The organism is Mesorhizobium marinum (genome assembly GCF_040813675.1).
Classification (GTDB): Bacteria; Pseudomonadota; Alphaproteobacteria; order Rhizobiales; family Rhizobiaceae; genus Mesorhizobium_K; species Mesorhizobium_K marinum.
This window is the reverse complement of sequence record NZ_JBFOCI010000002.1, coordinates 550928-571679: the sequence shown is the minus strand read 5'-3', so window position 1 is coordinate 571679 and position 20752 is coordinate 550928. Positions and strand designations below refer to the sequence as shown.

The 20752-nt window shown below is 66.4% G+C and carries 22 protein-coding genes; 9 read left to right on the top strand and 13 right to left on the bottom strand.

The genetic code is table 11. The annotated features are described in order from the left end of the window. Positions 1 to 60: 60 nt before the first annotated feature. The 3 genes from ABUE31_RS08335 to ABUE31_RS08325 all read right to left on the bottom strand — a co-directional run bounded on the left by ABUE31_RS08335 (position 61) and on the right by ABUE31_RS08325 (position 1774). Positions 61 to 357 carry a 4a-hydroxytetrahydrobiopterin dehydratase gene (locus ABUE31_RS08335; protein WP_367723064.1) on the bottom strand — a complete coding sequence of 99 codons (297 nt, stop codon included), beginning with the start codon at positions 355 to 357 and terminating at the stop codon, positions 61 to 63. Between the two features lie 54 nt (positions 358 to 411). Next, positions 412 to 1008 (bottom strand): RNA 2',3'-cyclic phosphodiesterase, encoded by a 597-nt coding sequence (gene thpR, locus ABUE31_RS08330; protein ID WP_367723063.1) that lies wholly within the window; start codon positions 1006 to 1008, stop codon positions 412 to 414. A gap of 109 nt (positions 1009 to 1117) precedes the next feature. Further along, complete coding sequence (locus ABUE31_RS08325) at positions 1118 to 1774, bottom strand: arylesterase (RefSeq protein ID WP_367723062.1); 657 nt, start codon at positions 1772 to 1774, stop codon at positions 1118 to 1120. A 66-nt stretch (positions 1775 to 1840) separates the two neighbouring features. Here ABUE31_RS08325 and ABUE31_RS08320 point away from each other — a divergent pair, with 66 nt between their 5' ends. The 4 genes from ABUE31_RS08320 (at position 1841) to ABUE31_RS08305 (ending at position 6766) form a co-directional block, all read left to right on the top strand. Beyond that, the gene (locus ABUE31_RS08320; RefSeq protein ID WP_367723061.1) at positions 1841 to 2539 is read left to right on the top strand and encodes an ABC transporter ATP-binding protein; all 699 of its coding nucleotides are present in this window, start codon (positions 1841 to 1843) and stop codon (positions 2537 to 2539) included. Positions 2540 to 2607: 68 nt separating this feature from the next. Then, positions 2608 to 5106 carry an ABC transporter permease gene (locus ABUE31_RS08315; RefSeq protein ID WP_367723596.1) on the top strand — a complete coding sequence of 833 codons (2499 nt, stop codon included), beginning with the start codon at positions 2608 to 2610 and terminating at the stop codon, positions 5104 to 5106. A gap of 195 nt (positions 5107 to 5301) precedes the next feature. Beyond that, complete coding sequence (locus ABUE31_RS08310; protein WP_367723060.1) at positions 5302 to 6084, top strand: Bax inhibitor-1/YccA family protein; 783 nt, start codon at positions 5302 to 5304, stop codon at positions 6082 to 6084. 112 nt (positions 6085 to 6196) lie between these two features. Next, positions 6197 to 6766, top strand: a complete 570-nt coding sequence (locus ABUE31_RS08305; RefSeq protein ID WP_367723059.1) for a GNAT family N-acetyltransferase — start codon at positions 6197 to 6199, stop codon at positions 6764 to 6766. A 74-nt stretch (positions 6767 to 6840) separates the two neighbouring features. Here ABUE31_RS08305 and ABUE31_RS08300 read toward each other — a convergent pair whose 3' ends face one another. The 3 genes from ABUE31_RS08300 to acnA form a co-directional block, all read right to left on the bottom strand. Next, complete coding sequence (locus tag ABUE31_RS08300) at positions 6841 to 7227, bottom strand: DUF2794 domain-containing protein (RefSeq protein ID WP_367723594.1); 387 nt, start codon at positions 7225 to 7227, stop codon at positions 6841 to 6843. 389 nt (positions 7228 to 7616) lie between these two features. After that, complete coding sequence (locus ABUE31_RS08295) at positions 7617 to 8372, bottom strand: DUF1223 domain-containing protein (protein ID WP_367723058.1); 756 nt, start codon at positions 8370 to 8372, stop codon at positions 7617 to 7619. 159 nt (positions 8373 to 8531) lie between these two features. Beyond that, positions 8532 to 11237: an aconitate hydratase AcnA gene (gene acnA, locus ABUE31_RS08290; RefSeq protein ID WP_367723057.1), complete on the bottom strand. Its 2706-nt coding sequence runs from the start codon at positions 11235 to 11237 to the stop codon at positions 8532 to 8534. Between the two features lie 34 nt (positions 11238 to 11271). Here acnA and ccmA point away from each other — a divergent pair, with 34 nt between their 5' ends. The 4 genes from ccmA to ABUE31_RS08270 all read left to right on the top strand — a co-directional run bounded on the left by ccmA (position 11272) and on the right by ABUE31_RS08270 (position 13641). After that, positions 11272 to 12114, top strand: coding sequence for a heme ABC exporter ATP-binding protein CcmA (gene ccmA, locus ABUE31_RS08285; RefSeq protein ID WP_437344090.1), 843 nt, complete (start codon positions 11272 to 11274; stop codon positions 12112 to 12114). Between the two features lie 33 nt (positions 12115 to 12147). Next, entirely contained in the window at positions 12148 to 12813 is a 666-nt protein-coding gene (gene ccmB, locus ABUE31_RS08280) for a heme exporter protein CcmB (protein ID WP_367723055.1), read from the top strand. A 73-nt stretch (positions 12814 to 12886) separates the two neighbouring features. Next, the gene (gene ccmD, locus ABUE31_RS08275; RefSeq protein WP_367723054.1) at positions 12887 to 13057 is read left to right on the top strand and encodes a heme exporter protein CcmD; all 171 of its coding nucleotides are present in this window, start codon (positions 12887 to 12889) and stop codon (positions 13055 to 13057) included. Next, positions 13054 to 13641, top strand: coding sequence for a DsbE family thiol:disulfide interchange protein (locus ABUE31_RS08270; RefSeq protein ID WP_367723053.1), 588 nt, complete (start codon positions 13054 to 13056; stop codon positions 13639 to 13641). Before ccmD ends, ABUE31_RS08270 begins: the two co-directional genes overlap by 4 nt. A 40-nt stretch (positions 13642 to 13681) precedes the next feature. Here the strand turns inward: ABUE31_RS08270 and ABUE31_RS08265 are convergent, their stop codons facing one another. The 7 genes from ABUE31_RS08265 to ABUE31_RS08235 all read right to left on the bottom strand — a co-directional run bounded on the left by ABUE31_RS08265 (position 13682) and on the right by ABUE31_RS08235 (position 19921). Beyond that, on the bottom strand, positions 13682 to 13846 hold the full coding sequence (locus ABUE31_RS08265; RefSeq protein WP_367723052.1) for a hypothetical protein: 165 nt from the start codon (positions 13844 to 13846) through the stop codon (positions 13682 to 13684). Positions 13847 to 14009: 163 nt separating this feature from the next. Then, positions 14010 to 14630: a pyridoxamine 5'-phosphate oxidase family protein gene (locus tag ABUE31_RS08260; protein WP_367723051.1), complete on the bottom strand. Its 621-nt coding sequence runs from the start codon at positions 14628 to 14630 to the stop codon at positions 14010 to 14012. A 10-nt stretch (positions 14631 to 14640) separates the two neighbouring features. Continuing rightward, positions 14641 to 15291: a septation protein A gene (locus ABUE31_RS08255; protein WP_367723050.1), complete on the bottom strand. Its 651-nt coding sequence runs from the start codon at positions 15289 to 15291 to the stop codon at positions 14641 to 14643. 9 nt (positions 15292 to 15300) lie between these two features. Further along, the gene (ftsY, locus tag ABUE31_RS08250; protein WP_367723049.1) at positions 15301 to 16635 is read right to left on the bottom strand and encodes a signal recognition particle-docking protein FtsY; all 1335 of its coding nucleotides are present in this window, start codon (positions 16633 to 16635) and stop codon (positions 15301 to 15303) included. Positions 16636 to 16640: 5 nt separating this feature from the next. Next, positions 16641 to 17933 carry a tRNA (N(6)-L-threonylcarbamoyladenosine(37)-C(2))-methylthiotransferase MtaB gene (gene mtaB, locus ABUE31_RS08245; RefSeq protein ID WP_367723048.1) on the bottom strand — a complete coding sequence of 431 codons (1293 nt, stop codon included), beginning with the start codon at positions 17931 to 17933 and terminating at the stop codon, positions 16641 to 16643. Continuing rightward, entirely contained in the window at positions 17933 to 18814 is an 882-nt protein-coding gene (gene dapF, locus ABUE31_RS08240) for a diaminopimelate epimerase (protein WP_367723047.1), read from the bottom strand. Before dapF ends, mtaB begins: the two co-directional genes overlap by 1 nt. A gap of 96 nt (positions 18815 to 18910) precedes the next feature. Continuing rightward, the gene (locus ABUE31_RS08235; RefSeq protein ID WP_367723046.1) at positions 18911 to 19921 is read right to left on the bottom strand and encodes an MBL fold metallo-hydrolase; all 1011 of its coding nucleotides are present in this window, start codon (positions 19919 to 19921) and stop codon (positions 18911 to 18913) included. Between the two features lie 283 nt (positions 19922 to 20204). Here ABUE31_RS08235 and ABUE31_RS08230 point away from each other — a divergent pair, with 283 nt between their 5' ends. Further along, positions 20205 to 20732 (top strand): AprI/Inh family metalloprotease inhibitor, encoded by a 528-nt coding sequence (locus tag ABUE31_RS08230; RefSeq protein ID WP_367723045.1) that lies wholly within the window; start codon positions 20205 to 20207, stop codon positions 20730 to 20732. The last annotated feature ends 20 nt before the right edge of the window (positions 20733 to 20752 follow it).

Below are 20752 nucleotides of genomic sequence, written 5' to 3'. Positions count from 1 at the left end.
CGATCTTCTCCTCTGACCGGCATGTGGGAAATCCCGCGCCGCGCCGCAAGATATAATCGGTCAGCCCCGCGCGTAGACGTTCATGCGTCTGGCGAGTTCGAAATCCAGCTCGGTGAGACCGCCGGCGTCGTGCGTGCTGAGCGCGACCTCGACAGTCCTGTAGACGTTGGACCAGTCCGGATGATGGTCCAGCTTCTCGGCGGCAAGCGCCGACCGGGTCATGAAGGCAAACGCTTCGCTGAAATTCTTGAAGGTGAATGTCCGGCGGATCGAAAGTCCGTCTAAGGCGAGCGCCCAGCCCTCCAGCCTGGTCAGGGCCTCCTCGACGGACGGCTTGTCGAGCTTTTCCCGCGGCATCGCGAACTCCCGTTGCTCCGCACGGCGACTTTCAGCCGGTGTCCGATGAGCCGCCTATCGCATGATCCAGTTTTGCTGGGCGCTTGGCGCCGGAATGCTGGATACCCGCGCCTCGGTTGCCGCGAGCGGCCATGCTTCCTCGATGACATAGGGCCCGCCGCCGACCGAATCGCGCGACGACATCAGAACGAAGCGGCCGACGCGGAAAGGCGCAGCGGCGAAGTTGCCGCGCGCCGAGAGGTACTTGGCGACTTCCGCCGGGCTCGAATTGCGAAGCCTGGCAAGTGTGACATGCGGCGTGAAGCGACGCGGGTCGGCCGGCACCCCTAGCCGCTGGCAGATGCGGTCGATCTCGCCCTGCAGCGCGTTGAGATCCGGCGAGGCCTTCGCCCCGGCATAGATCGCATGCGGCTTTCTGGAGCCGAAAGCGCCGACACCGGACAGCGTCAGGGAAAACGAAGGCCGACGGACCCGGTCGAGCGCATTGGCGATCTCGTCGGCGACATGGCCCTCCACATCGCCGATGAACCGCAGCGTCATGTGATAGTTTTCGACGTCGATCCAGCGCGCCCCAGGCAGGCCGCCACGCAGCAGGGAGAGCGAAAGCGCGGCATCACGCGGAATTTCGAGGGCGGTGAAAAGTCGCGGCATGGCCAGGCTCCCTTCCTCGAATCGTACTCTCGACCGTCAGCGAATCATCGATCAACCCGGCGGGCAAGCGGTTTTTGGCAACGACCCTGCGGGCCTTGCCGACGCTGCGTCAGGGGATCTGCCCAGCCGCCGGTTGCGCAGCGACCACGAATTTTTCGACCTCGGGCAACATCCCTTCGACGATGCGGTCGATCCCGGCCGCATTGGGATGCATGCCGTCTTCGAGCAGATAGGCTCGATCCGCGGCGACGCCTTCGAGGAAGAAGGGATAGAGCGCGACGCCGTGCTTTTCGGCAAGTCTCGGATAGATCGGATCGAAGGCGGCTTGGTAGTCCGGCCCGAGGTTCGGCGCCGCGCGCATGCCGGCGAGCAGCACCGCGATGTCGCGTTCCTCCAGGCGCGCGAGCATCGCGTCGAGGTTGCTTTCCGTGATTTCCGGCCCGATGCCGCGCAACATGTCGTTGGCGCCGAGTTCGAGGATGACAAGGCGGGTACCGCCAGGAACCGACCACTCCAGCCGGGCGAGGCCGCCGCTTGTCGTATCGCCGGACACTCCCGCCTGCTCTATCACGACATCGTGACCCTTGGCGCGAAGCGCTTTTTCAAGCTTTTCCGGAAAGCTCTGGCCGGCATCCAGTCCATAGCCGGCCATCAGGCTGTCGCCGAAGCCGACGATCCTGTAGGGCTCCGCGCGCGCCGACGCCGCCAGCGCCACAAGCGCGAAGCAGGCGAGGAGAGCGGGACGAAGTGCCGATTTGAAAGCCATGCCGCAGAACCCATATGACGAAGACGACGCCCGCCTCATACTCCTTCCATATAGGATAGTTTGTCCGTGACAGAACCCGTCATCCAGCTCAAGGACGTGTCGCTGACGCTCGGTCACGGCGCCTCATCGGTGCACGTGCTCAAGGGCGTCAGCCTGGAGGTCGAGCAGGGCGAGGCGACCGGCATCGTTGGACCCTCGGGTTCCGGCAAGTCGACACTGCTCATGGTCCTGGCAGGGCTGGAGCGCGTCGACGCCGGCACGGTGCGTATCGCCGGCGAACTGCTCAACGGCAGGAGCGAGGACCAGATCGCCGCCTTTCGCGGCAGGAACGTGGGCATCGTCTTCCAGTCGTTCCACCTGATCCCGAACATGACGGCGCTCGAGAACGTCGCGGTGCCGCTGGAGCTTGCCGGCCACCCCGATCCCTTCGCCGCGGCGGAACGGGAACTGGCCGCCGTCGGGCTGTCGGAACGCACGACGCACTATCCAGGCGAACTGTCGGGAGGCGAGCAGCAGCGGGTGGCGATCGCCCGGGCGCTTGCCCCCGATCCGCGCATCCTGATCGCCGACGAGCCGACCGGCAATCTCGACCAGGCGACAGGCCGGCAGATCGCCGACCTGCTTTTCGCCAAGGCCCGCGAGCGCGGCATGACGCTCGTGCTGGTCACGCACGACCCTGCGCTCGCGCACCGCTGCGCGCGCCAGGTCGCGATGCGATCCGGCCGTATCGAGGCGGCGCCGGCGCTAGCGGCGGTACCGGCGTGACCGGCCGCGCGACGCCTTCCTCCAACCCTCGCACATTCGCCCTCGCTTTGCGTTTTGCGCTTCGCGAGATGCGCGGCGGGCTGTCGGGTTTCCTGATCTTCATCGCGTGCATCGCGCTCGGCGTCGCGGCGATCGGCGGCGTCAACTCTGTCGCGCGTTCAGTCACCGCGGGCGTCGCCGAGGAGGGGCAGTCGCTGCTCGGCGGCGACATCCGCTTCGAACTCAACCAGCGGCAGGTCACGCAGGCCGAGCGAGACTTCCTTGTGGGCCTGGGCACCGTGGCGGAGAGCGCGGACATGCGCTCGATGGCCAGGCTCGAGGACGGCTCCGACCAGGCGCTCGTCGAAGCCAAGGCCGTCGACGCCGCCTATCCGCTCTACGGCGAACTCGTTACCGAGCCGGCCCTGCCGCGGGCCGAACTATTCGGCGAGAAGAACGGGGCTTTCGGGGCGGCGGCGCCGGATCTGCTGTTCGAGAGGCTTGGTATCCAGCCGGGCGCACGGATCAAGCTCGGCACCCGGACTTTCGAGTTGCGCGCCAGGTTGGTCACCGAGCCGGACGCGGCTTCGGAGGGTTTTGGCTTCGCGCCACGCCTCCTGCTTTCGCTCGAAGGCCTGAACGCTTCCGGGCTGGTGCAGCCCGGCAGCCTAGTCGAGCACGCTTACAAGGTGCGGTTGGAAAGCCGGACGAGCGAGGCCGACCTGGCTCGCATCCGGGAGCAGGCGGCGGCCGCGTTCCCCGAGGCAGGCTGGTCGATCCGGACGCGCCTCAATGCGGCGCCGGCGCTGTCGGCCAACATCGATCGTTTCTCGCAGTTCCTGACGCTGGTCGGCCTGACTGCGCTGGTCGTCGGCGGGGTCGGCGTCGCCAATGCTGTGCGCGCCTATCTCGACGGGAAACGCGGCGTGATCGCCACCTTCAAGAGCCTCGGCGCCTCCGGCGGTTTCGTCTTTGTCGTCTACCTCATCCAGATCCTTCTGATCGCCGGTCTTGGCATCCTGGCCGGGCTCATGCTCGGCGCATTGATGCCGTTCGCGGCGCAGGCCGCGCTCGCGTCGTTCATACCCGTGCCGGCGGAAACCGGCATCTACCCGGCCGCCCTGGCGATGGCGGCGTTGTTCGGCGTGCTCGTGACGCTGGCATTCGCGCTGCTGCCCCTCGGCCGCGCCAGGGACGTGCCGGCGACCGCGCTGTTTCGCGAGTTGGGCTTCGAGGCCGGCGAGCTGCCGCGCGGCCCCTATGTGATCGCCGCCGCAGGCATAGCGGTTGCTCTGGCGCTGCTGGCGATCTGGTTTTCCGGCGATCGCCGCATCGCCACCATCTTCGTCGGCGCCGTGGTGTTCGCCTTCCTTGTACTGCGCGCGGTGGGGCAGGCGGTGCAATGGCTGGCCCGGAGGAGCCCGCGCGTGCGTTCGGTGGCGCTCAGGCTCGCTATCGGCAACATCCATCGTCCCGGCGCGCTGACGCCGTCGGTGGTGCTCTCTCTGGGACTTGGACTGACGCTGCTCGTCACGCTTGCGCTTATCGACGGCAATCTCAGGCGGCAGATCGCCGGCACCCTGCCGGAACGCGCGCCGAACTTCTTCTTCGTCGACGTGCAGAGCACCGAGGTCGACGGCTTCGCCTCCTTCGTCGCCGAGCAGGCGCCCGGCGGCAAGCTGGTACGTGTTCCAATGCTGCGCGGACGCATCGTCCAGTTGAACGGCATCGACGTCCAGAAGGTTCAGGTGCCGCCGGAAGGCGCATGGGTCCTGCGCGGGGATCGCGGCATCACCTACGCCAGGAAACTGCCGGAGAGCTCGACACTGGCGGCGGGCGAGTGGTGGCCGGAGGACTATTCGGGTGAGCCGCTCGTCTCCTTCTCCGCGCAGGAGGCCGGCGAGATCGGACTGAATATCGGCGACACGGTCACCGTCAACGTGCTCGGCCGCGACATCACCGCCAGGATCGCCAGCCTGCGCAACGTCGAATGGGAGTCCATGTCGATCAACTTCGTCATGGTGTTCTCGCCCAACACCTTTGCCGGCGCGCCGCACAGCTGGCTGGCGACTCTGACCACGCCGGACGCCACCATCGCGGAGGAGGCGCGCCTGCTGAACGCTGTGACGCGTAGCTTTCCGGCTGTGACCACCGTCAGGGTCAAGGACGCGCTCGACGTTGTGAACCGTATCGTCGAGCAGCTCGGCACGGCGATCCGTGCGGTGGCGAGCGTGGCCCTTGTCGCCTCGGTGCTGGTCCTTTCGGGAGCGCTTGCGGCAGGCAACCGCGCCCGTGTCCACGATGCGGTGGTGCTGAAGACGCTCGGCGCTACCAGAAGGACGCTGATCGCCGCCTTCTCCCTGGAGTATGCGCTGATCGGCCTCGCCACGGCGATCTTCGCCCTGTTCGCCGGCGGTCTGGCCGGCTGGTATGTGGTCGCGCAGGTGATGCGGCTGCCCTCGGCGTTTCTGCCGGAGGTTGCGCTCGCAACGGTGGTCGCCGCGCTGGTGCTGACGGTCGGATTCGGGCTTGCGGGGACGTGGCGCGTGCTCGGACACAAGGCGGCGCCGGTCCTCAGGAACCTCTGACCATCGCTGCCGATAACGCACTCGTGATGACGAAAAATTCATCCATCACAGTCGGTTGCCAACCTTTGCCGCTCTTGTCCTTTGGCGCGAGACACATCATATTTCCGGCAGGCATGCTGGAGTCCCGCCAGCGGCGCCTGGGCGCTTGGAAAAGCTGCCCGACACCCGACGGGGCAGAAGCAATAGAGGAATCCAATGGCTGAACTCCGCAACTATCAGACGCGAGCGGTGCCGAACGCCGGCAGTCGCGTCGATACCTCGATAGACGAGGGCCTGCGCGCCTACATGCTCAAGGTCTACAACCTGATGGCGCTGGGCCTCGCCATCACGGGCGTCGCCGCGCTGGCAACGATGATGATGGCCACGACCAACGATCCGTCGGCCGCCGTCGCCACGCTCGGCAACGGCAAGATGCTGACCGGCCTCGGCGCCGCCCTCTACGGCTCGCCGCTGCGCTGGGTCGTCATGCTCGCGCCGCTCGGCATGGTGTTCTTCCTGAGCGCCCGCGTCCACACGATGAGCGTCTCGGGCGCGCAGACCGCATTCTGGGTCTTCGCCGCGCTGATGGGCCTGTCGCTGTCGTCGATCTTCCTGGTCTACACGGCGCAGAGCATCGTGCAGACCTTCTTCATCACGGCGGCCGCCTTCGGCGCGCTGTCGCTGTGGGGCTACACGACCAAGCGCGACCTGACCGGAATGGGCACCTTCCTGTTCATGGGCCTGATCGGTCTCATCATCGCGATGGTGGTCAACATCTTCCTGGCCTCGCCGGCCATGCAGTTCGCCATCTCGGCGATCGGCGTGCTGATCTTCGCCGGCCTGACCGCCTACGACACGCAGAAGATCAAGGAGATGTATTTCGAGGGCGACGAGGTTCTGGTCGCCGGCCGCAAGGCGATCATGGGCGCGCTGACGCTCTATCTCGACTTCATCAACCTGTTCACCTTCCTGCTGTCGTTCCTCGGCAACCGCGAGTAACGCAGCGGGTCGGGGACTGGAGCAAAGAATGAAGGGCGGCCCAAGGGGCCGCCCTTTCCTTTTGGCGAACGGCTCGCTTTCATCTGCCGGCCCCGAAAGCGGAGTGATCCGAGTGAGCGACCCTGCAATCCGCCCGGCGACGGCAGCCGACCTCGATGCGATCACCGACATCTATGCCGATGCGGTCCGCAACGGCACGGCGAGCTACGAGCTGGAGCCGCCCACCCGGGCCGAGATGGCGGCGCGCTTCGAGACCCTGGCGGCCGGCGGCTTTCCCTATCTTGTCGCGACAAGCGCCGGCCGGGTGGCCGGCTACGCCTACGCCGGTCCATTCCGTCCACGCCCCGCGTACCGCTTCGTCGTCGAGAACTCGATCTACATCGCGCCCGAAGCCAAGGGCCGGGGCCTGGGCGGGCTCCTGCTCGAAAGACTGATCGCGGATGCCGAACGACTGGGCTTCCGGCAGATGATCGCGGTCATCGGCGACGGCCACTCCGGAAGCGCTTCGGTCAGGCTCCACCAGCGCATGGGCTTTCGCCACAGCGGCCGCCTTGAAGGGTCCGGCTACAAGCACGGCCGCTGGCTGGACACCACCTTCATGCAACTGTCGATGAACGGCGGCGCCTCGACTGCACCGGATCCGGATTCGCTGCCGGAACGGAAGTTTGCGAAGGCGACCTGACGGCGGCCCGTTGACGCCCTCGGCCACACGAAATCTGCTGCGCGCCCTGCATGCAGCAGGATAGCGTTTCGAAATCAGGCCTCGACCAGTCTCAACGTCCTGTCGAAAACGGAAAGCACGTTGGTCAGTTCGTGCCCGCGCTTGAGGATTTGGCCGGTCACCGAAACCACCGACCACATGCCCTGCCGGCGCGCCAGCGCCGGTGTCTTCGCGATGCTGTAGAGCGGCGTCTCGCTGGTGCGCCGGAATACCGAGAACACAGCCCGGTCGGACAGGTGATCGATGGCGTAGTCGCGCCATTCGTTTGCAGCGACCATCCGCCCGTAGAGTCTTAGGATCTGGTCGAGTTCGCGCCGCTGAAACGTGACCGGCATGCCTTGTCGCTCGCGCCGAGCCTCGTGCAGCGGTATCAGTACTGAGGAATCGTCCCCGCCCTCCGTCCCGCCTGCGCGATCCATGATTCGATCACCTTTCGCAACGTTTCCGTGACGGTGCGAGCGTGACGTTTTCAGGCTGGAATTGCAACCCCGACGGGACCGCTTCGGGCAGGCTCGGACCTTATCTCACAGGTCGATAACAAGCTGATACACATTGTAGTGATTGGTGATGTTGCGCCACAATCCTGCCGCTTTTTATCCGCGCTGAAGCCACGATGTCCGACGACCTTACGCGTGTTGCCTGAGACGGTTCGGTCCGGCACCGGCTCGTAAACCCCAAGCCCCCCGCCCACGGGTCTGCGTCGGATCGAACCAACCTCGGCCTTCTCCGGAGAACAGCCGGGGTCACAATCACGGATCACAGACCGGTGTCGGGATCGCCTGACGCCGGTTTTTTGTTGTCTCGATGCCCGCTATGGGGCCTGGGTTTCCGGTGCGACGATCGCCGCGCCGAGGATCGGGCCCGGAAGCCCGTCCTCGCCCATGGCCTGAAGCAGGATGGCGCACCCGCCCTTCTTGTTGATCTCGCTGCGCGGCAGTTCGAAACGCGCGGCCTTGCCATGCCACATCCCGGCTGTCTGGATGCTCGTCACAGGATTGGCGTAGCTGATCGTTCGGCCCTTGTTCTCGCCGCGCTCGATCACGATGGGTTTCACGGGATCGAACTGGACCAGCACCAGATGCGCGTTCCCGATGCCGCCTGGCGAACCGGCGGCATCGATCAGCACGCTGTCGCCGACGCGGGTAACGGTGATCTCCACCGACAGCCCCTTGCCCGTTCGCTCCAACTCGACAAGGGCGGCTTCCACCGCACCCCGCTTGCCGCCCTTCACATGGGTACGCCCGTTGATGACGGCCTGCGGCGTATAGACCTCGCGTTTTCCGAATGCCTTGCCGTACAGCTTCTGGCGCTCGGTATTCTCGGGCTGGGCCAGCGTATCCTTCCAGCCGAGATAGTCCCAGTAGTCGACGTGATAGCCGAGCGCGACCACTTCGCCGCGCGCCGCAAGCCTGGCGAGCACGGCGTCGGCTGGCGGGCAGGAGTTGCAACCCTGGCTGGTGAACAGCTCGACCACGCCCTTTGGCTTCTGGACTTCGCCGGCGAACGACGGCGGCGCGCCGAAAATCGTCGCCGCAGCCGCGATCCAAAGCAGAACCCATCGTCTCATGAGCGTTCCGGCCCCGGCGGCGGGACCAGCCTTTTTGTTTTCTTTTGCCGGAATGCTTGCCAGACAGCTACTGCGAGAGGAAGTCACGTTGCAGTGAAACACCGGCGCAAGGCCGAGACGGCCTCGCCCGTATATCCAGGCGAGGCCGCACTAGCCGGCTTACGCTGCGAGATCGCGCAGCACATACTGCAGGATGCCGCCGTTCCTGAAGTACTCCAGTTCGTCGACGGTATCGATGCGGCAAAGGATCGGCACGTTCTTCACCGTGCCGTCGCCATAGGTCACCGTGGCGGTCATCTTCTGGCGCGGACGGATCTGCTCCAGCCCGTCGATGGTGACGGTCTCGTCGCCCTTGAGCCCGAGCGACGCCCACGACGTTCCTTCCTCGAAGACGAAGGGCACGACGCCCATGCCGACGAGGTTGGAGCGGTGGATACGCTCGAATGACTGTGCGATGACCGCCCTCACGCCGAGCAGGTTGGTGCCCTTGGCTGCCCAGTCGCGCGACGAGCCGTTGCCGTACTCGACGCCGGCGAAGATGACGAGCGGAACCCCTTCCTGCTTGTAGAGCATCGCGGCGTCGTAGATCGACATCTCCTCCTTGGAGGGATAGTGGATCGTGAAGCCGCCTTCCTTGCCGTTCTCGCCGAGCATGTGGTTGCGGATGCGGATGTTCGCGAAGGTGCCGCGCATCATCACCTCGTGATTGCCGCGCCGCGTGCCGTACTGGTTGAAGTCGGCGACGCCGACGCCATGATCCGTCAGGTACTTGCCGGCCGGCGAGGCCGCCTTGATCGAACCGGCCGGCGAGATGTGGTCGGTGGTGATCTTGTCGCCGAACAGGCCGAGCACCCGGGCGCCCTTGATCTCGCCGATCGCGCCCGGCTTCGCGCCCATGCCGACGAAGTATGGCGGGTTCTGCACGTAGGTCGAGTCGTCGTTCCAGGTGTAGGTCTGGCCTTCCGGCGCCTGCACCGCGCGCCAGTTCTCGTCGCCCTTGAAGACGTCGGCATATTTGCGTGCGAACAGTTCGCGGGTGACGTTCTCGGCGATGAACGCCTCGATCTCCTGCGTCGTCGGCCAGATGTCCTTGAGGTAGACCGGCTTGCCGTCGCGGTCCTCGCCGAGCGGTTCGGTGGTCAGGTCCTTCGTCACCGTTCCGGCCAGCGCATAGGCGACGACCAGCGGCGGCGACGCCAGGTAGTTGGCCTGGACGTCCGGTGAGACGCGGCCCTCGAAGTTGCGGTTGCCCGAAAGCACGGCAGCCCCGATCAGGCCCTTCTCGTTGATTGTCCTGGAGATCGGCCCCGGCAGCGGGCCGGAATTGCCGATGCAGGTCGTGCAGCCGAAGCCGACCAGGTTGAACCCGATCTGGTCGAGTTCCTTCTGCAGGCCCGACTTTTCGAGATACTCGGCAACGACCTGGCTTCCCGGCGCCAGCGACGTCTTGACCCAGGGCTTCTGCTTCAGCCCGACACGGTTGGCGTTGCGGGCGAGCAGGCCGGCACCCATCAGGACGCTCGGGTTGGACGTGTTGGTGCAGGACGTGATCGCGGCGATCACCACGTCGCCATGGCCGAGGTCGAAGTTCTCGCCTTCGACGGCATAGCGGCGGTCGACGTTGGCGGTCTTCTTGTATTCCGCCTCGAGCGCCTTGGCGAAGTTCGAAGCGATGTCCTCCAGCGCCGCGCGTCCCTCCGGCCGCTTCGGGCCGGCCATCGACGGAACCACGGTTGCGAGGTCGAGGTCGAGCAGGTCGGTGAAGACAGGATCGGCCGAATCCTTGTCGCGCCACATCCCCTGCGCCTTCGAATAGGCTTCCACCAGTTCGATGCGGTTTTCGGCGCGGCCGGACATGGTGAGATAGCGGATGGTCTCGGAATCGACCGGGAAGAAGCCGCAGGTCGCGCCGTATTCCGGCGCCATGTTGCCGATCGTCGCGCGGTCGGCGAGCGTCATGTTGGAGAGGCCGGGGCCGAAGAACTCCACGAACTTGCCGACGACGCCCTTCTTGCGCAGCATCTGGGTCACGGTCAGCACCAGGTCGGTGGCGGTGACGCCCTCCTTCAGCTTGCCGGTCAGGCGGAAGCCGATGACCTCGGGCAGCAGCATCGAGACGGGCTGGCCGAGCATCGCGGCCTCGGCCTCGATGCCGCCGACGCCCCAGCCGAGCACGCCGAGGCCGTTGACCATGGTGGTGTGCGAATCGGTGCCCACGCAGGTGTCCGGATAGGCGACCACGTCGCCATCCTCGCCGGTCATCGTCCAAACCGTCTGCGCCAGGTATTCAAGATTGACCTGGTGGCAGATGCCGGTGCCGGGCGGCACGACGCGGAAGTTGCGGAACGCCTGCTGGCCCCACTTGAGGAAGTTGTAGCGCTCCTGGTTGCGCTCGTATTCGAGCTCGACGTTGCGGGCGAACGCGAGCGGCGTGCCGAACTCGTCGACGATGACCGAATGGTCGATGACGAGGTCGACCGGGACCAGCGGGTTGATCTTCTGGGGATCGCCGCCGAGCGCGGCCATGGCGTCGCGCATTGCCGCAAGGTCGACGACTGCCGGAACGCCGGTGAAGTCCTGCATCAGCACGCGCGCCGGGCGGTAGGCAATCTCGACGCCGGCCTTACCGCGATCGGTCAGCCAGCCGGCGACCGCCTGGATGGATTCCTTGGTGACGCTGCGCCCGTCCTCGTTGCGCAGCAGGTTCTCCAGCAGCACCTTCATCGAATAGGGAAGCTGGGAGACGCCCGTCAGGCCGTTCTTCTCCGCCTCGATGAGGTTGTAGTAGACATACTCCGCGCTTCCCACCTTGAGGGTGCGGCGGCAATTGAAACTGTCGAGTGACTTGGACACGTGCGATCCCATCCTGGTCTGTTCGGCCTGACGGGAACGGACTCCGATGGGCATGCAATCACGCGCAAAGGTGCGGGTACGGCCATTTCCGCTGTCCGCTCCCAACGTTCGAACCGAATATCGGCGCAAACGCCAGCCCGACGCTACAATCGTTGCCTTCCCCGACCGCTGGGGTTGGTATCCCGCATATAGAGAAATTCCTGGAATAGTTCTAGACACGGAATCGCCAATTTTGTTGCGCCGCACAGCGGGCGCGCGGGACCGTCAAACGGGGAGGACGATGCGGCTGATCGCCGAGAATCTGTGCGGCGAACGCGGCGGCCGACGCGTCTTCTCCGACATCGGCTTTTCGCTCGGCGCGGGCGAAGCGCTGGTGGTCACCGGCGCGAACGGCGCCGGCAAGTCGACGCTGCTGCGCGTGCTGGCCGGTCTGCTGCCGGCGGCGTCCGGCCGCGCCATCGTCGAAGGCGGCGGCGAGGACTTCCCGACCGTCGCGTCGGCCGCACACTACCTCGGCCACCTCAACGCCATGAAGCCCGTCCTGTCCGTGGCCGAGAACCTGGCATTCTGGCGCAGCTTTTCGGGCGCGGACGCACCGATCGAGACTGCGCTCGAAGCGGTCGGGCTCTGCGGCATCGCTCACCTGCCCTACGGCTACCTTTCCACCGGCCAGAAACGTCGCGCCGCCATTGCCAGGCTTCTCGTCAGCCGCCGGCCCGCATGGCTGCTCGACGAGCCTACCGCCGGGCTCGACGCGGAATCGGCCCGGCAGCTGTCGTCCCTGATGGTCCGCCACCGCGAGGAGGGCGGCATGATCATCGCCGCAACCCACCTGCCGCTCGGACTGGAGCGGGCGCTGGAACTGACGATGGGTGGCGAGGATGCGTAGGGCGACCAACCCTGCAACGGGGGGAAGGTAGCGATGCGCGCGCTCTTCCTCCGCGAACTCCGCCTCGCTGCCCGCGCCGGAGGCGGGGCGCTCACCGGCGTACTGTTCTTCCTCGCCGTCGTCGCCACGATCCCCTTCGCGCTCGGCCCGGACCTCAACATGCTCGCCCGGATCGGGCCGGCGGTGCTGTGGATCGGCGCGCTGCTGGCATCGCTGCTGGGGCTCGACCGGCTGTTCCAGGCCGACCGCGAGGACGGTTCCCTCGACGTGCTGGTGTTGTCTTCCGATCGCCACATGCTGGCGCTGACGGTGTTCGTCAAATGCCTCGCGCACTGGACGGCGAGCGTGCTGCCGCTGGTCCTCGCAGCCCCGGTGCTGGGGCTCGTGCTCAACATGGAGCCGGTCGCGATCGGCGCGACGGCGCTGACGCTGCTGGTCGGGACGCCCGCGATCGCCTTCATCGGGGCCACGGGCGCCTCGGTGGCGGTTTCCTTGCCACGCGGCGGCCTGCTTGTGTCCGTTCTGGTGCTGCCGCTCGCCATCCCGGTCCTGATTTTCGGCGTTTCCGCGAGCTATGCGGCGGTCAACGAGCCGGACCCGTTCCTGCCACCCTTCCTCATTCTCGCCGCACTGACCATGTTCCTCGCCGTCATCGGCCCGGCGGCCGCCGCGCTGGCGCTGCGCTACTCGACCGATTAGCGGTGCGGCATCGGGCAAGATTGCCGCGCAGCCACGCGACCTGTATTCCCCCGTGCAGACAAGGATGACGACGATGTCCGCGCACGCGCTTTATGTGACCGCCGCCTACGGCATCTCGACCCTGGCGATTGTCGGGCTGGTTGCATGGGTGTTGCTCGACAGCCGGGCGCGTCGGCGCGAGATGGGCGACCTGGAGGCCAGCGGCATGCGCCGGCGCTCCGACCGCAAGGATGCGGCCCGATGACCGCCGAGACCGCATCGCAAAAGCCGCGACGCCTGGTCGTGCTGCTGCCGCTTGCCCTCTTCCTGGGACTGGCCGCGCTCTTCCTTGTGCAACTGCTTTCGGGCCGCGATGTCGCCGAGATTCCGTCGGCCCTGATCGGCCATCCGGCCCCCGAGACGAACCTTGCGCCCCTCGAGGGCATCGATTTACCCGGCCTCGACAGCAAGGCATTTGCCGGCAAAGTGACTCTGGTGAACGTTTGGGCATCGTGGTGCGCGCCCTGCCGGGAGGAACATCCGCTGCTTGTCGCCCTCTCGGCAGACAAGAGATTCGCAGTGGCCGGACTGAACTACAAGGATAAGCCTGAGAATGCCCGCCGGTTCCTCGGGAGCCTCGGCAATCCGTATTCGGCGATCGGCGTCGACGGTGCCGGCCGTGCGGCGATCGACTGGGGCGTCTACGGCGTGCCCGAAACCTTCCTTGTCGGCAAGGACGGCCGGATCCTGCTCAAGCATGTCGGCCCGCTCGACCAAAAGGCGGTGACCGCCACGCTGCTTCCGGCAATTGAAAAGGCGCTGGCGGCAAACGAGCCACCAGCGCCCTAGTTAGTTCGCAAAGCCAGCCCGCGCCGACCTGCGCGTCGGCTCAGCCGTAGACCTTGTTGTAGACATGGCGAAGCATTTCGCCCCTGTCGGCGCGAAGGTCGGCCAGGTCGCGCTGCGACAGGCTGGCAATCTCGGCGGCGAGACGATTGTACTCGCGGCGCTTCTCGATGCGATGCTGGGCGTAGGTGATCAGGTTGCGGATCATGGTGAGGCTCCTTCTTCGCCGCTCCCCGATGGCGGCTGAATCGGTTGTTCCTCCCTGACACCTTCAAGATAGGCGCGTGCTGCTGCGGTGCAACATTAGATGTCGCATTGCAGCAATGCAGCCCGTGCATGGCGGGTTTACAAAGCGTTACCGGCCGTGACGACTACCAGAGCGTCGCCTTGTAATCGGCGTCCAGGCGTCGGTCGGCCTGTTCGGCCGGTTCGTCGATGGCCATCTGGTCGCGCAGGATCTGGCCGAGCGTCGGAAGCTTGCTGCGATCGGGCCAGCTTTCGGGCTTCCACAGCTCCGAACGCATGAAGGCCTTGGCGCAATGCATGTAGGCGGCCTTCACCGTCACCAAGATCACGCTGAGCGCCGGCTTGCCTTCGACGGCGAAGCGCTCGCGCAGCGCCGCGTCCGCCGTGATGCGCGCCTCGCCGTTGACGCGCAGCGTCTCGTTCATGCCGGGAATGAGGAAGAGCAGGCCTACCGCCGGATTGACGACGATGTTCTCCAGCGTGTCGAGGCGGTTGTTGCCGGGCCGGTCGGGGATGGCGATCGTGTTGTCGTCGACAACGGCGGCGAAGCCCGGTCGGTCGCCCTTCGGCGTCACGTCGGCATTGCCCTTGCCATCGGACGAGCCGATCAGCACGAACGGGCTTCTGGCAATGAAGGAACGGCAGTGACCGTCGAGCCGCGTCAGTTCCTTGCGGATCGATCCAGCGGTCGGCTCCGGCGTCTTGTAGACCCTGCGCAGTTCCTCGTGCGTGCCGATATAGTCCATCGTCCCCCCGCTACTTCTTCTTGAATTTCTCGTCGAGCGAATGGCGCATGATCAACGGCATCTGGCTGAAAGTGAAGACCAGCGTGATGGGCATGATGGCCCAGACCTTGAAGGCGACCCAGAAGTCGGTCGAAAAGGAACGCCAGACCACCTCGTTCAGAATGGCGAGGACGAAGAAGAAGATGCCCCAGCGCAGCGTGAGCTTGCGCCAGCCCTCGGCGTCCAGGCTGAAGGCCGAATCGAAGACGTAGCCCAGCAGCGACTTCCCGAAGGCGAGTCCCCCGAGCAGGACCACGCCGAACAGCGTGTTGATGATGGTCGGCTTCATCTTGATGAAGACGTCGTCCTGCAGCCAGAGCGTCAGCCCGCCGAATACGAAGACGACGACGCCGGACACCAGCGGCATCATCGGCAGGGTGCGGGTCAGCGACCAGGATACGGCAAGCGCGATCGCCGTGGCGATCATGAACAGGCCGGTGGCGATGAAGATCGGCCCGCCGAAGGACGCCAGCGCCGGAAACTTCCCGACCAGCCATTCGCCGCGCGCATTGGCAAAAAAGAAGACCAGCAGAGGCCCGAGTTCCAGCGCCAGCTTCAGCAGCGGGTTTATCTCTTTCTTCTTCGGGTCGGCGGGGTCGCGTTCGAGGATTGGCGAATTCATGTGTGGCTGTCAGACTCCCGCGATCGCCCTGGCAAAATCGCCCGCCGAAAACGGCTCCAGATCGTCTACCTGCTCGCCGACGCCGATGAAATAGACGGGCAGCTTGTGCTTCGCCGCGATCGCCACAAGGATGCCTCCGCGCGCGGTGCCGTCAAGCTTGGTCATCACAAGTCCGCTGACGCCCGCAACATTGCGGAAGATCTCGACCTGGCTCAGCGCGTTCTGGCCGGTGGTGGCATCGACGGTCTGCAGCACCGTGTGCGGCGCGTCCGGATCGTGCTTGCCGAGCACGCGAACGATCTTTTCGAGCTCGGCCATCAGTTCGACCTTGTTCTGGAGCCGGCCCGCCGTGTCGATGATCAGCACGTCCGACCCGGCGTCCCTCGCCTTCTCGTAGGCCTCGAAGGCGAGGCCGGCGGCGTCGGCCCCGAGCCTGGACGACACCACCTGCGAGCCTGTGCGCTCACCCCAGATCTTCAGCTGCTCGATCGCCGCGGCGCGGAACGTGTCGCCGGCGGCGAGCGTCACCTTCAGCCCGCCGGCCGTCAGCTTGGCGGCCAGCTTGCCGATGGTCGTGGTCTTGCCGGTGCCGTTGACGCCGACCACCAGAACGACATGCGGCTTCACCCGGAGATCGAGTTCCAGGGGCATCGCCACCGGCGCCAGCACCTTCTCGATCTCGGCAGCCATGATCGCGCGGACATCGGCGTCCGACACGTCGCGGCCGTAGCGGCTGGCCGACAGCGCGTCGGTGACGCGCAGCGCCGTCTCCATGCCGAGGTCGGCGCGGATCAGCACGTCCTCGAGGTCCTGCAGCGTGTCCTCGTCCAGCTTCTTCTTGGTGAAGACGCCAGCGATATTGCCGGTGAGTTCGCGTGACGATCGCGCCAGCCCCTGGCTCAGCCGCTGGAACCAGCCGGGTCGCGGTGCCTCGGGCGGCGCTGGTTCGACCGCCCGGGCGGCCACGCCTACGGCCTTCCCGACGGTGATTCTGCCAGGAGCAGTTCCTTCTCCCGCGCCTGGCGTATCGTCCGCCGGTCGCGCAGCGTTGGGAACATCGGCGACTGCCTCGGCCCGGTCAGCGTCGCCTGCCGAGGGTATCCCAGGCGGCGCGGCGGGGGGCATTTCGGTAGGCGCCGGCGCATCCGGCAAAGGCGGAAAGGTCGGCACTTCCCGCGGTTGCACAGGCTCCGGCTGCGGCGGGAAGTCAGGCGGCGACTGAGGTGTTTCCGGCTGCGGCGCCGGCGGCATCTCTGGTGGCGTTTCCGGTGGCGTCGGCGGTTGAGCCGGCGGCGCGTCCGGCCCACCGAACGAAAACACCTTCCTGATGAACCCCAGCGCCATCCGCGTCAGGCGACCCGATTGTGCCGGTCGGCGGCCGGAACGGCCGTCAGCCGTTCGCCGTCGTGGCCGGTGATGACGGCATTGACGATCTCGCCCGGCTTGCCGGCGGCGAGCGCCGCCAGGGTAAAACCTTCCGTGCGGCCGAGCCCTTCGCGCTCGACCAGGATCGACTGCGGCGTGCCGGCCAGCGAGGCGAGATGCCTCGCATAGGCCCGCTCCCCGGCGGCACGCAGCCGTGTCGCGCGTTCCTTGACCGTTTCTCGCCGGACCTGCGGCATGCGCGCGGCCGGCGTGCCTTCGCGTGGCGAGAACGGGAAGACATGCAGATGCGTCAGCCCGCATTCCTCGACGACCCTGAGCGAATTCTCGAACATCCCCTCCGTCTCGGTCGGGAAGCCGGCGATGATGTCCGCGCCGAACACGATGTCGGGGCGCAGCGCCCGCACCTCCCGGCAGAAGCGGATCGAATCGTCGCGCAGATGACGGCGCTTCATGCGCTTCAGGATCATGTCGTCTCCCGACTGCAGCGAGAGGTGCAGATGCGGCATCAGGCGCTTCTCGTTCGCAATCGCCTCCATCAGCTCGGCGTCGGCCTCGATGGAATCGATGGAGGAGAGCCTGAGCCGCCTGACGTCGGGAACCTGGCGCAGGATCGTCTTCACCAGCCGGCCGAGCTTCGGGCTGCCTGGAAGGTCGGCGCCGTAGCTGGTCAGGTCGACGCCGGAGAGAACGACCTCCGCATAGCCGTTGCCGGCCAGCCGCTTCACCTGCTCGACCACCGCTCCCATGGGCACCGAGCGCGAATTGCCGCGGCCATAAGGGATGATGCAGAAGGTGCAGCGGTGGTCGCAGCCGTTCTGCACCTGCACGAAGGCCCGCGCCCTTCCCTCGATGGCGTCGACCAGATGTCCCGCCGTCTCGCGCACCGAGAAGATGTCGTTGACGCGCGCCTTCTCGAGATCGTTGACGCCGAAGTCCGGCAGCGCGCGATAGTTGTGGGCCTTCAGCTTCTCCTCGTTGCCGAGCACGAGGTCGACCTCGCCCATGGCGGAGAAGGCGGCCGGGTCGGTCTGCGCGGCGCAGCCGGTGACGATGATCCTGGCATTCGGGTTTTCGCGGCGCGCCTTGCGGATCGACTGCTTTGCCTGGCGCACGGCTTCCGCCGTCACGGCGCAGGTATTGAAGATCACCGCGCCATCCTTGAGCTCGCCGAGGCCCGCGGCCGTCGCCTCGCGGCGCATGACTTCCGACTCGTAGGTGTTGAGGCGGCAGCCGAACGTGACGACGTCGATGCCCATCAGGCGGCGCTCTCGGTATCGCGCACCCAGGCGCCGGTGGCCGGGTCGAAGGTGCCGGAGAATTCCCACTCGGCCGGGCCGGTCATGATGACATGGTCGTCGTCGCGCCATTCGATATGCAGCGGTCCTCCCGGCACGGTGACGGTGACGACGCGGCCGGTGCGGCGGGTGCGCGCCGCGCTGACCGCGACCGCGCAGGCCGCGGAGCCGCACGCGCGGGTCAGCCCCGCGCCGCGCTCCCAGGTGCGAATGGTGATCGCATCGGGGGCGGCGACCTGCGCGATCGAGATGTTCGCGCGCTCCGGGAAAACTGGATGATTCTCGAGGAGCGGGCCGAACCGGTCCAACTCATAGGTCCAGACGTCATTGTCGACCCAGAACACGGCATGCGGGTTGCCCATGCTGGCGACCGAGGGCGAATGCAGGACCGGCGCGTCGATCGGCCCGACCTGCAACTCGATCATGCGCGTGTCGCGGAACTCTTCCTCCAGCGGTATGTCCTGCCAGCCGAAGCGCGGTACGCCCATGTCGACCGAGATCGTCCCGTCTTCATGCTCGCGCGCGGTGAGAATGCCGGCGACCGTCTCGAAAGTGAAAAGCTGCTGTCCGGTCTCGGCGGCCAGCGCCTGAACCACGCAGCGCATGCCGTTGCCGCAGGCCTGCGCCATCGAGCCGTCGGAATTGATGATCTCGATGAAATTCGCGGTGCCGGGCGTCCTGCTGTCGTGGATCGCCATGATCTGGTCGAACTTTGTCGCGGGGTCGGCCGCGAGCGTCACCGCCGCCGCCGGCGCGACACGGTCCGCGCGACCGCGCATGTCGGCGACGATGATGTCGTTGCCGAGCCCGTTCATCTTGGCGAAGGGGGCCGCGCTGGCCATGAGCAAAGGTATTCCGCTGTCTGTCCGGGGCTATATGGCCGAACCGACCGCAAATTACCAGTGCGGCCGGCCTTGGGTGTCGTGCCGGCAAGTCTGCTAGGCCGGTGGCACGTCCCAGACTTCGCCGGGCCGCATGGCGCGGAAACGATGGCTGTCGATTCCCCTCTCCGCAAGGGCGGCATCGAGGCGCCGGGAAGGCTCGTCGATCGCCTCGTCGGTGAGCGGAAACGTCCCCCAGTGGCAACCCGCGGCGAAGCTGGCGTTGGCAAGCAGCATGCCGTCGACCGCTTCCTCCGGGTTCTGGTGCTGCGCCTCCATGAACCAGCGCGGTTCGTATGCGCCGATCGGCAGGATGGCGAGGCGGAAGCCGCCATGCTTGTCGGCGAGCGCGCGATAGTGCCGGCCGCCGTGAAAGCCGGTGTCTCCCGCAAACAGGATACGCCCGGCCGGCGTCTCGATCACGAACCCGCCCCATAGCGCCATGCGGCGGTCGCGCGTTCCGCGCGCCGACCAGTGATGCGCGGGCTCGACATGAACGGCGATGCTGTCCGTGATGTCGATCCGTTCGCCCCAGTCATGCGCCGTGACCGTCGAGCCCGGCGCCGCTGCTGCGACGATCCCGTCGTTGCCGAGCAGGGTGATCATGGCCGGACGGCAGGCGCGGTCGATCCGCGCCAGTGTCGCGCAGTCGAGATGGTCGTAGTGGTTGTGGCTGACCAGCACGAGATCGATCGGAGGCAGGTCATCGAACGAGATGCCCGGCGCGTTGACCCTTTTGGGGCCTGCAAACGATAGCGGCGAAACCCGGTCCGACCAGACCGGGTCGGTCAGCACGTTGATGCCGCAAGTCTGTACGAGCAGGGACGCATGCCCGACCATGGTCACGCGCAGCGCCGGCCCGTCGAGCCGGTCGGCCGGTTTTGCCGGTTGGAACGGGCTCGGCCAGGACGCCGGCCACGCCTTGCGCCCACGCGACATGCGCCAGCGCAGCAGGTCGGCCAGCCCGCGCGGCGCCTCGCCTTCAGGATTGAAGAAGCGACCCGCGCGAAAATGGTCGCTTTCGGCCCCTCGATAATAGCGGTTGTTCCCGGTGCGACGCGTCGACATTGGTTCGCCTTCCAGTTTCCCGACATATTTCGGGCTCTCTGTGCCGTCGCGCAAGCAATTGGGCGTTCCGGTTGAGGCGCGTCGCCTCTGAACGCAGAACCGCTGCCCGCTACCGAACGGTGCGAGTCACACCGTTACAATTGTTGACCAATTTTTCGACAAATCCGGCTGCACACCCAATTTTAACCATATCAGGCTGAAATTCGGCCACGTTCGCCGTCTTGTTGGGGTGGTGAGGAACGGTCCTGCGGCGGCTCCTGGTGACCGCCCGACGGAGGGAATGATGGCATTGTCTAAAACTGGTCTTGTCGTGGTGTCGCTGGCGGCGCTGTTCGCCGCGGGCTGCTCGAGCACCCGCTTCTCCTCGATGAACCAGCAGCCGGAGCCCCTGCAGGCCGCGCCGTCGGGCTCTGTCACCTCGTCGACCGCGCTGCCGCCGCCGGTGTCCCCCGGCACAGCCGATCCCTCGAGCTTCCCGGAAGCGCCCGGCGCCTCCACGCAGGTCGCCGCCGCGCCGGCAGAAGGTGCGCCCGACATCACGACGGGCAACGTCGTCGGCGCATGGAATGCGTCGGTCGCCGGCCAGAGCTGCCAGCTGATCACGTCGCTGACCAAGCTCGGCTCGAACAACCGCGCGGCCTCGCGGGCATGCGCCGCCCCGGTGAACGGGGTCAAGGCCTGGAACGTTGCCGGCAAGCAACTCTCGCTCTACGACGAGAGCGGCTCGGTGGTCGCGACGCTCTACTCGTCCGGGCCGGAAAAATTCGATGGACAGACATCGACCGGGATGCCTATCTCGCTTTCCAGATAGTCCCTCTTGCTTCCCGCATT